The organism is Erwinia billingiae Eb661 (assembly GCF_000196615.1).
Classification (GTDB): domain Bacteria; phylum Pseudomonadota; class Gammaproteobacteria; order Enterobacterales; family Enterobacteriaceae; genus Erwinia; species Erwinia billingiae.
Map to the genome: position 1 here is coordinate 1,998,553 of NC_014306.1, position 10,068 is coordinate 2,008,620.

At 51.4% G+C, this 10,068-nt stretch carries 10 protein-coding genes and 2 pseudogenes; 2 read left to right on the plus strand and 10 right to left on the minus strand.

The window, feature by feature from the left end; all coding sequences use genetic code 11:
• The first annotated feature begins 122 nt into the window (after positions 1-122).
• Positions 123-1,337 carry a TolC family protein gene (locus tag EBC_RS10735; protein WP_162096474.1) on the plus strand — a complete coding sequence of 405 codons (1,215 nt, stop codon included), beginning with the start codon at positions 123-125 and terminating at the stop codon, positions 1,335-1,337.
• 135 nt (positions 1,338-1,472) lie between these two features.
• Here EBC_RS10735 and EBC_RS10740 read toward each other — a convergent pair whose 3' ends face one another.
• Positions 1,473-2,606 carry a glutathione-independent formaldehyde dehydrogenase gene (locus EBC_RS10740; RefSeq protein WP_013201812.1) on the minus strand — a complete coding sequence of 378 codons (1,134 nt, stop codon included), beginning with the start codon at positions 2,604-2,606 and terminating at the stop codon, positions 1,473-1,475.
• Positions 2,607-2,717: 111 nt separating this feature from the next.
• Between EBC_RS10740 and EBC_RS25090 the strand changes: the two are divergent.
• Positions 2,718-2,837, plus strand: a pseudogene (locus EBC_RS25090) (helix-turn-helix domain-containing protein); the annotation flags it as partial.
• A 21-nt stretch (positions 2,838-2,858) separates the two neighbouring features.
• Here EBC_RS25090 and EBC_RS26125 read toward each other — a convergent pair.
• The 9 genes and pseudogenes from EBC_RS26125 to EBC_RS10780 form a co-directional block, all read right to left on the minus strand.
• Positions 2,859-3,302, minus strand: a complete 444-nt coding sequence (locus EBC_RS26125) for a hypothetical protein (RefSeq protein ID WP_041691981.1) — start codon at positions 3,300-3,302, stop codon at positions 2,859-2,861.
• Between the two features lie 338 nt (positions 3,303-3,640).
• The gene (locus EBC_RS10750) at positions 3,641-4,000 is read right to left on the minus strand and encodes a hypothetical protein (RefSeq protein ID WP_013201813.1); all 360 of its coding nucleotides are present in this window, start codon (positions 3,998-4,000) and stop codon (positions 3,641-3,643) included.
• Positions 3,997-4,770: a hypothetical protein gene (locus tag EBC_RS26135; RefSeq protein ID WP_013201814.1), complete on the minus strand. Its 774-nt coding sequence runs from the start codon at positions 4,768-4,770 to the stop codon at positions 3,997-3,999. Before EBC_RS26135 ends, EBC_RS10750 begins: the two co-directional genes overlap by 4 nt.
• A gap of 25 nt (positions 4,771-4,795) precedes the next feature.
• Positions 4,796-5,059, minus strand: coding sequence for a hypothetical protein (locus EBC_RS25745; RefSeq protein ID WP_071822111.1), 264 nt, complete (start codon positions 5,057-5,059; stop codon positions 4,796-4,798).
• On the minus strand, positions 5,056-5,652 hold the full coding sequence (locus tag EBC_RS10760) for a hypothetical protein (RefSeq protein WP_013201815.1): 597 nt from the start codon (positions 5,650-5,652) through the stop codon (positions 5,056-5,058). The genes EBC_RS25745 and EBC_RS10760 overlap by 4 nt, the downstream gene beginning before the upstream one ends.
• Before the next feature lie 79 nt (positions 5,653-5,731).
• Positions 5,732-5,983 (minus strand): hypothetical protein, encoded by a 252-nt coding sequence (locus EBC_RS10765; RefSeq protein ID WP_041691982.1) that lies wholly within the window; start codon positions 5,981-5,983, stop codon positions 5,732-5,734.
• Positions 5,980-7,182 carry a VENN motif pre-toxin domain-containing protein gene (locus EBC_RS26240; protein ID WP_013201817.1) on the minus strand — a complete coding sequence of 401 codons (1,203 nt, stop codon included), beginning with the start codon at positions 7,180-7,182 and terminating at the stop codon, positions 5,980-5,982. The genes EBC_RS10765 and EBC_RS26240 overlap by 4 nt, the downstream gene beginning before the upstream one ends.
• A gap of 206 nt (positions 7,183-7,388) precedes the next feature.
• Positions 7,389-7,649: a hypothetical protein gene (locus EBC_RS10775; protein WP_041691983.1), complete on the minus strand. Its 261-nt coding sequence runs from the start codon at positions 7,647-7,649 to the stop codon at positions 7,389-7,391.
• Positions 7,646-9,850, minus strand: a pseudogene (locus tag EBC_RS10780) (hemagglutinin repeat-containing protein); the annotation flags it as partial. The gene EBC_RS10775 and the pseudogene EBC_RS10780, both read right to left, overlap by 4 nt.
• Positions 9,851-10,068: the final 218 nt, after the last annotated feature.

Sequence of the window (10,068 nt, forward strand, 5' to 3'; positions counted from 1 at the left end):
GGTGTTCTTTGGCGCCTGAATATCAGCGTCCTGACAGCGTGGCCGATCCCGTGGTTGAGCTGAAAGCCGCGCAGAGCAGCGGCCGTTACCGCTTTCAGGATCTCTACCGGGACGATCCGGCCTTGCTGGCCATTTTGGAAAATGCGCTCATCAATAACTTTGATCTTCAGCTGGCCATGGCTCGCGTTGAAAGCACCCGGGCGCAAAAGTTGAGTTCGCTGTTTGACCTGATTCCCAGCCTGAATTACACCGCGAGTAAAACAATCTCGATGAATTCGGTCAGTTCGCCGCTCACCAATCAGACGCTTAAACAGAGATCTGAACAATATCAGGGGCGAATGGGCGTTGACTCCTGGGAGGTCGATCTGTGGGGCAAAAAGCGCAATAAGATCGCCTCAATGAATAGCAGTGAAGAAAGTCATCGTAGCCTGGTCGCCAATGTGCAGCTGACGTTGATGTCTGATTTAGCCACAGCCTGGTATGAAGCGCATTCAATGATTCAGGTATGGCATATCTTGCAGATTAAAAAGATCGAGATGCAGCGTATTGAAGAAAAGCTGATGCGCATTAATCAGCAGGGCAGGTTAAAGCCAATTGTTTTAACCAAGTTTCAGCGGGGTAAAGGCACTGACGAAAGCACCACGCATAATCTTGAAGTGGAGATTCTGGCGAGAATACATCAGCTGGAATATTTATCCGGCACGGTTTCACCGGCACTGAACGCGGAGAACTGGCAAACGATTGTGAGTTACAATGACGCGCCTCAACTAATGCAGGCGATCCGCTCCGACATTATCCTCAACCGACCTGACGTCATCGCTGCCGAATGGCAAATTAAGGCGGCCAACGGCAATATTGGCTCCGCTCGTGCTGCATTTCTACCCGGCGTCAGTCTTTTCGCTAATGCGTGGCGTACCTCCAGTTCGCTGGACGGAATAGTGGACAGCTATCGTGATAACTGGACGCTGACACCCTCGGTGATGATACCGGTGTTCGACCTGCCCAAACATTATGCCAGCCTTAAATATGCTGAAACCCAACAAAAGATGGCGATCATCGATTACCGCAACACCATTGCTCAGGCATTGAAGGAGATTAAAGATGCCACCGATGCCTTACGCCTGTCGCAGGGGAATCTCGCCGTAGTGCGTGAAGAGCTGAAGGCTCAGTCCGTTAACTTCGACAACAATAAACGCCGATATGAAGCAGGGTATCAGGATTTATATACGCATTATGAAGCGTTGGATATTTTCTCTAATGTGCAAATCGAGCTTGAAAGCAAAAGACAGCTGGTCATCCTTAACAGCGTTGCCCTGCTTAAGTCTCTGGGAGGCTGAAGCCCAAAGCAGCATTTTCACCTGCAACATTTTGCGTTTTTTTTGCGCCATGTTCACCCTTGCGCAGGCAACAGAGTCATCAAAGCCGAATGCAGCCTAGCCCGGCAGGTGATTTCCCCTGCCGGGCAACGGGGCTTAAGGCTTAAGAATAACCTTGGTCCATCCTTCATCCCGGTCGTCGAAGTGCTTATAACCGTCAGCCGCTTCATCAAGCGAAAGGCGATGTGAAATGATCTCGCCCGGTTTGGCTTTTCCATGATGGATCAGGCGCGCCAGCTGACGGTTATAGGCTTTGACGTTCGCCTGGCCCGTACGGATTGCCTGTCCTTTGAACCAGAAACTGCCGAAATCAAAGGGCATTTTACCCTGTTTGGCCAGCTCGGATTCCGCCCCCGGATCCTGAGGAATAAACACGCCGACCACGCCGATCCCCCCGGTGGCTTTCGTCGAGGCAACCAGACTGTTCATGGTAGCCGAATTGTCTTCGTGGCCATGTTTATCACAGCACTGATAGCCGACACATTCACAGCCACAATCGGTACCGCGCCCATCGGTCAGGTCGAGAATTTTTTGCACGGCCTCATCGCCCGTCGCATTGATTCCCGTGGCGCCCAATTTTTCTGCCAGCGCCAGCCGGTCTTTATGTGTATCCACCACAAATACCTGGGACGCGCCTTTGATGATCGCCGAATGCGCCGCCATCAATCCGACCGGTCCCGCGCCATAAATGGCCACGCTTTCGCCGGGCTTCACGCCGGCAAGCTCGGTTGCGTGCCAGCCGGTGGGGAAGATGTCTGAGAGCATCACATAGTCATCTTCTTTTTCTGCCGCGTCTGGCGGTAGCACCAGGCAGTTAAAATCGGCAAAAGGCACCCGCAGCAACTCGGCCTGACCGCCTTCCCACGGGCCCATTTCGGCAAAACCATAGGCTGCACCCGCCGTGCCGGGGTTGGTGGTGAGGCAAAAGCCGGTCAGGCCTTTTTCACAGTTTTCGCAAAAACCGCAGCCGACGTTAAACGGCAGGCACACATAGTCGCCCACCTTGATACGCTCAACGCCTGAGCCAATTTCGACCACCTCTCCGAGGTTTTCATGACCCAGAATGCGCCCCTGTTCAAAGCTGGTTCGCCCTTCATACATATGCAGGTCTGAACCGCAAATATTGGTGGTGGTGATGCGAACGAGGACATCCGTGGGACGAACAATTTTTGCGTCCGGGACATCTTTCACCTGGACATCATAAGGACCGTTATAAATGACTGCTTTCATCATCCTCTCCTGTTTGCGTCCGGCATTGACTGCAACCCGACAGATTTGGATATCAGACAAGTTTAGCGTAGTGACAGGATCGCAACGGGAGGGAGGTGGATCGGGATGTTTCTTGATCGGTTGAGGGCGCTGTCTCAGTGCCAGCCGGAAGAGCAGGGGACGGTGATTAAGCTGATTGATGCGGCGATTGTGAAGCACCGGCTGGAGACGGCCGTAAGGTCGGTTGATTAGCAGAGGATCACAACGTGATTTTTAGCGCGGGACTGCGGTGTCACTAGCACCTGAACCCCGCTGACCACAAGCAACTACCGAGGAGTTGATCATCCGGCTGGCTGAGGGGTGATCGACGGATAAAAAGATCCCGGCTTGGTGAGAGGGCAGATACAGATGCCTGGCCGATTTTTTCATGATCATATGATCGGCCATCGCGCGCGACGCCCGTAGAGCTGCAACACCCGGCCACGGCTCTGTGGATCGTAACTCTCTTACCAGCCGACCACCGGCACCACAAGAAAGCGCGCGCGCCGCCAGCCACCCCTGCGCGCCTTCGTTATCTGGTAAATTACGGTGATAGAAGTCGGTGACCTGGTGTAGCAGGGCCTGGCCGTCTTCGTCCAGATCGGTGAGGATCTGACGGGCCACAGTGGCGAAGAAGCGGGGCGCACATAGGTAGTACCGTTCAGTTGCCGCAGCCACAGGATCCCTTGTAGGAAACTCAGCCGTTCGGTATGCCGCAGCCAGTCCAGCACCGAACCGCCCGCATCGCAGCCGAAGCAGTGGTACAGGTTTTTATCCGCGCTGATGACGCGTAGGAACCACAGCCGGAACTGCCCGCAGAGCCGGAGGTGGTGAACACGCTGAAGTGGGCCTGTAAGAAGCTCTCTGACCGTAAGCAGCGTGAGATAGCTGCGTTTATCGAACTGGTTGCCACCCCGCAGAAGCGGCCACGTAAGATCCTGCGGCGAAGCCGAAGAAGGGGAGTGCTGACTGACCGCTGAAGTAAAAATCCCGGCGCAAGGGCCGGGATTTATGCTTTATCGCTTAGGATAATTGTAGTGTTCAGGAACCTGATAATTTTCAGGTATATCAGGCCATACTGATTTTTTTAATAAAGTATCAGTATCATCTTTAATATCCTCAAAAAAACCAGATAAACGTAATGAATAAACTCTTATATAGACCAGTGCAGCCTGAACGGCAAGTTCATCACCAGCAGATTTTGCATTTTTTAATAGCGCCGCCGAATCATTAAGCTTATGTAAATACTGATAAAAAATATCATCAACATCTGATTTCTCATCTATGAGTAATTCATCTTCGACCTCAGAAGACAAACTCGCCATCATCTGTACATAACTATCTTTAATATCGTTGAAAAAAGTAGCCTTTTTCATTTTGGTAAAGTTCTCCCTTCTGCAGCGGCTTTTTTAGCTTTATCAATATTAATACTACCATCCAGATTCAGCACTTGAACAAACTTGTTTCTTTTATCAAAGACCTCAAGATGATTTTTATGCTCACCATCCAGATAAAACTGGTCTCCCTTACGAATATTTTCACTAACATCTGATGAAGCTTTATAAACTGTTTGGCCTTGATATATTTTACTGGTTTTCTGTGAGTTGCCTTTAGCTGCCTCACCAAAGCCAGACTGTTTAAAAAATTCCCCCATATTTCCCACAGCGCCTTTATTAGGTTCATAAGGCTGTTTATTCGCCTTACCAACCACTCCGAGTGCCGCCAGCGCCTTACCACCAACGGCCGCACCCAGCCCTATCGCTTCTACTGCTTCCTTACCGTTCAGCGCGACCTTTACATAGTCCGGCATCGCCTGGTAAATCGCTCTAGCGCTGTCTTCGTTTTCTGCCAGCACAAAGCGATCAAGCTGTGCCAGGTCGTCATTGCTCAGGTCTGAGAACAGAGGCAGACGTTTCAGGCTGTTGGCAATATCAGAACCCGCAGCGGCCTCTGATAATGCGCCATTGGCACAGAATGGATTACCGGAGCAGTTTTCAGCTACCGCCTCTTCGCGGTTTTTCTTGCTGACCTCTGCGTATTTTTCGTATATATCCTGCTTGTCAGCACCGGTTTTATCCGCTTCCTCAAGCTCTTTGTGTAGATTAAACACATCTTTGGAGCTTAAGAAGTTATTCTCAACCATCATCCCGGCTTGCGCCGGGGTTAGATCTTTAAGGATCTGAAGGAGGGGAGTGGTCTTTATTTGCTTTCATTTTAGCGAGTACCCACGAACCTATACCCAGAGGTAGACCTCCTGCGACACTGATTTTAATAGCATATGTAACATCAGCAATACTAAAATCCACCTGACCAAATTGGTAATAAGCAACGATACCAACACATAATCGTATAAGTAATACCGTCAAAAATAATGATGTCATAGTGCCAGCTGTAAGAACGAATAATAGATAAATGCTAATGGTTGTAGATTTCATTTCTTACTCCCATTTTTATCTAATTTATCTTGGAGTGTGCTACCGGTGACTTCAGAACTGATTGCACCAAAGCCTGTGCAGATAATTTCAGCAACAGATCCTGAGACAATCGGCTGTACTTTATCAACAATGACTTTACCCGTTCCCGCACCTACCGCCGTACCAAAACTGGCACCAACCACAGATGGAGGCACATCATTCCCCTGCAACTTAGCCCTCACATAGGCTCCGCCAATACTTGCTGCTTCAGTAAACCAGAACCCTTTACCCTGGGTTAGTCCGCTGATACCTGTAGCGATAAGTGCATCCGTGGCACTGAAAGGGCCACCACTATTCAATTGATTAAAAATATTTACCAAACCACCAATTGCGCTAGCAGCAATAACACTTCTCGCTGTTGCTGTAGCGGGCAGAAGAACGGGTGCCACAACTGTGGTCATGCCTGCCCCCCACGCCGTTAATAAGCCGGTTGCCGCATTCTGTCCGGCAGGTAATTCACCCTTTACCAGCTTGTCAGAAGCATACTTAATTTTCTCTGATGTTGCCGGATTTAGCACTTTGCCAGTTTCATCAGTGAAATTAGTATTATTCACCAGCGATCCTAAGGCTGAAAATTATTCTGGAAGCCGGTGCTGAAGCCTTCCAGAACACTCAGCCAGTTATTCTCAACAACTATTTATCTTTCTTATAGTACTGATAATAAATCCACCAACAACCTATCGCCCCAATTACTCCTCCACCGATACTTCCTTTAAAAATCTTCACATAATCGATAGAAGATAAATCCAAAGGTAGCCCATGAGAAAAAAAGAAAAACAGCCTTATTAAAATCTGAATAGTTATCGCTGAAATAAATACCCCTCCAGGCAGAGATATCATTAAATAAATAAAAATAAAAAACCATTTTAAGGACGAAACTTTCATTTCTTACCCTCCATTTCTTTCCCTGTCTGATCATTACCATATTCTGTTGTTACAGAACCGGCAATGTTCCCTGCAACACCAGGTAACGAGTTTATCGGTAAAGGTTTAGATATCCCAATTCCAACATCAGTCCAAATCCAGTCTTTCCATGGCTTCATTGGATTTAAAACCTTATCAAGTGGCAACTCAACCAGTTTACCGACACCGTAGCCAAGACCTGAAACTGCTCCACTAATAGCTCCACCTTTAAGTGGATCATCTCCTTTCAGATAACTGGATGTGGCTCCGCTGGTCGCATTTACGCCCATTGTGCCCCAGAGCCCGGTTCCGGCCGTAAATGCCCCTGTCCAGTAACCCAGAATCACATCATTTGGATTCACTTCACCATTTACCAGTAAACCCACTCCTGCGTTCGCTCCAGCACCAATCAGGCTGGTCGTTGCTGCGGCTCCCGGCAACAATGGCCAGGCGATAACGCTGCCCACCGCTGCCATCGCTGTTTCACAGGATATCGGTGTCCCGCCGCTACAGGCCTCTTTAATGGCCGCCTGGGTTCCCGATTCATAATTCGCGGTGGTTCCGGGTTTCTGCTTATTTGCCGCTGCCAGAATACTTCCTAACGCATTATTCTCCACCGTCGTCTTGCCCGACTGGGCCGCAGATACAGCATCCGCACTGCTGTCTCCGATCAACCCGCCTGAAAGGCCTGCGGCCAGCGTAGCCAGCGCGCTTACCTTCTGCCTTTCCGATTCCGTCAGCTCGCTGGCCGGCTTGCCATAATAGGCCTGCGAGATCATCCCCGTAGCTTCTCCGATCGCTGCACCTGCCGCTCCCACTGCTGCATTCTCGCCCTTTGCCAGCGCCAGCGCCGCATTGATTGCCGCGTGCGCCATTAGGTTAGCAGCCTGATTGTCTTCTCCAACTGTGTTTTTAACCACAGTTGCCAGATAAGGCGCTGAAGCCCCGGCCAGTGCTTTAGTTATGTCTCCGCCCGCCAGCCCCTTTACCGCCGCTGTTGCCGCCTGGATAGCCTGCTGAGCTTTACCGCCGGTGCCGAACCCGCTTTCGGTAAACGCCTTTTTATAGAAGTTCTGGTACGCCTGGCCGCTGATATCGTCTGCCGTTGGCTCTTTGCCCGGATTGGCTTTGCGCCAGTCTGACTCTGCCGTGTTCAGCTGCTCCGGCGAGACGTCCTTCATCTTGTCTTTCGCTGCTTTTGTGGCTTCAATCTGCCCCTGCGTCCTGGCAATATCACCTACCTGATTGCCAATCTGGCCAATCAGCTGCGCCTCTTTAAGCCGGTTCTGCTCTTTCTCTTTATCAAATATCGGATTGCCAATTTTACCTATCAGCTGAGGACTGATTGACGGGTAAGCTAACCCCGGTCTGTGCCGGGATTGGCTCTTTATTGCTTTGAGGATGGCTCTTCTTTTTGTTTCATCCTGGATAAAATCCAGATACCTACTCCAGTGGGGATTCCCACCAAGATACCTCTTTTAATTGAAAAAAGAACATCCTCATGCCAGCCAAAAATGAAATTTCCATTTTTAAAATAAACCAAAATTGCAGCACATAAGCAGCCTGACAAAAAAGCAAGAATCATGGTAACGATAAAAATTATTATTAAAATAAAAAGGGATTTTAAGCCGTAAGTATTAGTTGTCATTTATTGTTTCCCGCATTCTTTAGCTTATCTTCAACTTTACTTCCCGTAGCTTCGCTAATTACAGAACCGCCAATAGTTCCAGCAATACCAGCTGTTTTATCTGAGACAATTGGGAAATATTTATTACCAACTTCTACAGCTTTACCTCCACCAGCACCAATTACAGTACCAATAACTGCACCAGCAACAACCGGAAGTGTATCTTTCCCCTGCAATTTAGCGCCAGCATAAGCCCCGGTGATACTGGCCGCTTCAGTAAACCAGAATCCTTTACCCTGCGTTAATGCACTGACACCAGTAGCAATAAGTGCATCCGTTGCGCTGAAAGGGTCGCCACTGTTCAACTGGTTAAACACGTTTGCTGAACCGCCTATTGCTCCCGCAGCAATGACACTTCCCGCCGTTGCGGTAGCTGGTAGCAGAACAGGAGCCACAACGGTTGTCATCCCCGCGCCCCAGGCAGTTAACAGTCCGGTGGCCGGATTCTGGTTTGCTGGTAAATCACCTTTGGCGTTCTTACTCAGCGCCGCATCGATTTCTTCCGTTGTTGCGCCAGCCTCGATCATTGAGGATCCCAGCGATGCCGCTGCTTGACCGTAGCTGCCCAGTCCGCCAAGATTGTTTTTATTGGACGAGTTCTTCCCGGCTTGCGCTCCGGCCACCGCATCTGCCGTGCTGTCACCGACAATCCCGCCTGCCAGGCCCGCCGCCAGCGTGGCCAGTGCGCTGATGTTTTGCTTCTGGTCCTCGCTTAACTGTTCACGCGGTACACCCGGATACAGCTGCTGCGCGATAAACTCACCGGTGGTTGCCCCTGCGGCTCCGGCCAGTGCGCTGTTGCCGTTTATCTGCGCCACCACCGCACCCAGTACCGCATGAGCCATCAGATTGGCTTGTGTGTTCACCACATCCTTACCGTCAGGGCCTTTTGTGGTGGTCAGGTTATGAATTTGCTCAGCGAGGTAAGGCGCCGCCGCGCCGCTGACGGCCTGAGCGATATTCCCGCCCGCCAGGCCCTGTATCGCAGCGGTGGCCGCCTGGATACCCTGCTGGATGGCGCTGCCTGTTCCCCATTGCTGTTGGGCCGTTTTATAGCCGGAGGTTTCCGTCAGGGCTTTATTCCAGGCTGCACGTTCTTCCTTCGTGGCATTCTCACCCGGTTCTTTAACGCCTTTCGCAGCCAGCTCTGCCTTACCGGCTTTTGTGGCTTCTATCTGCCCCTGCGTCCTGGCAATATCACCTACCTGATTGCCAATCTGGCCAATCAGCTGCGCTTCCTTCAGCCGGTTCTGCTCTTTCTCTTTATCGAAGATTTGTCCCAGGCCCGGATTGGCGTTCTCCACGTCGCGGCTCAAGGCGGCCACGTCCTGTTTCTGCGCGTGCTGGTCGCGAATCACAATCGTGCCATCCGATACCGCTGCTTTGGTGGTGCTGTCCGCGCTGCCCGAACCGTTAACCCCGGTCAGCAGGCCGTTGGCCATGTTCCCGGCAAACTGGTTGCCGATGCTGCCGCCGGTGCTGATGCCCACGCTCTGGTGCTGAACCTTATATTCAGCCTCGTTTTTTATGTCGCTCCAGCCCAGCGTGCCGGTATCCAGCCTGTTTTTATCCGCATCCGCCGTCGAACCAATAACCGCACCGTTCAGCTGCGTATGTTCACCCACCGTGATATCGAAGCCGCCTTTACCCGCCAGCAATCCGGTCTGCTCCTGCACCGACTGATAGTCGCTGTGCATCTTATCCTTGCTCATGTTGATGCTGGCCGAGCCGGACATCGAGCCAAAGTTAAAGCTGGCACCCGCGCTGGTATTTTTCTGCTGCGCGTCGTAGGTCGCGCTGTCCTGTTCACTGGTCAGCGTCAGGTTGCGACCGACATCCGCTTTAATGGATTCGCCGCTGACCTGCGCGCCGGTGAGGGTGGTATCGCGTCCGCTGACCAGCGTCACGCGATTACCGGCCGTAACCTGCGTTTCATTGTGGACAAGGCTGTCGCTGTTCTCATGCCCGCTGCCTTTGTTGATGCTCGCAGAGACGTTGATGCCCCAGCCGCCAGAACCCGCACCGATGCCCACGCCCACCGAGCCGCCGCTGGACGAGTTGGTGCCGCGTGAGCGTTCGGTGTCCTGGCTGGAGGTCAGGTTGATGTCGCGGCTGGCGTTCAGCAGCACGTCATTGCCCGCCCAACGCGAGCTGTTGGCGATGATGGAAGTGACGGCAAAGCCGAAGAAGCGCAGCGCTGGCTGACGCCAGACGACAGATAAACAAATCCCAGCCGCTGAGGGCTGGGAACTTATCTTTTATTCAGGTGAAGCATTCCGCTGTTTTCTTCCCTTAAACCAGATTTTTACCCAGATCCCGACACCCAGAATAAGTCCGCCGACATATCCAGACTTAAAAAAAGATAAAAAAACATCACTCC

What these genes read in the sequence shown, in the direction of transcription:
- EBC_RS10740 (WP_013201812.1), bottom strand. Translation starts at nt 2,606, where the DNA reads ATGAAAGCAGTCATTTATAACGGTCCTTATGATGTCCAGGTGAAAGAT.
- EBC_RS10750 (WP_013201813.1), bottom strand. Translation starts at nt 4,000, where the DNA reads ATGAAAAAGGCTACTTTTTTCAACGATATTAAAGATAGTTATGTACAG.
- EBC_RS26135 (WP_013201814.1), bottom strand. Translation starts at nt 4,770, where the DNA reads ATGATGGTTGAGAATAACTTCTTAAGCTCCAAAGATGTGTTTAATCTA.
- EBC_RS25745 (WP_071822111.1), bottom strand. Translation starts at nt 5,059, where the DNA reads ATGAAATCTACAACCATTAGCATTTATCTATTATTCGTTCTTACAGCT.
- EBC_RS10765 (WP_041691982.1), bottom strand. Translation starts at nt 5,983, where the DNA reads ATGAAAGTTTCGTCCTTAAAATGGTTTTTTATTTTTATTTATTTAATG.
- EBC_RS26240 (WP_013201817.1), bottom strand. Translation starts at nt 7,182, where the DNA reads ATGAAGGACGTCTCGCCGGAGCAGCTGAACACGGCAGAGTCAGACTGG.
- EBC_RS10775 (WP_041691983.1), bottom strand. Translation starts at nt 7,649, where the DNA reads ATGACAACTAATACTTACGGCTTAAAATCCCTTTTTATTTTAATAATA.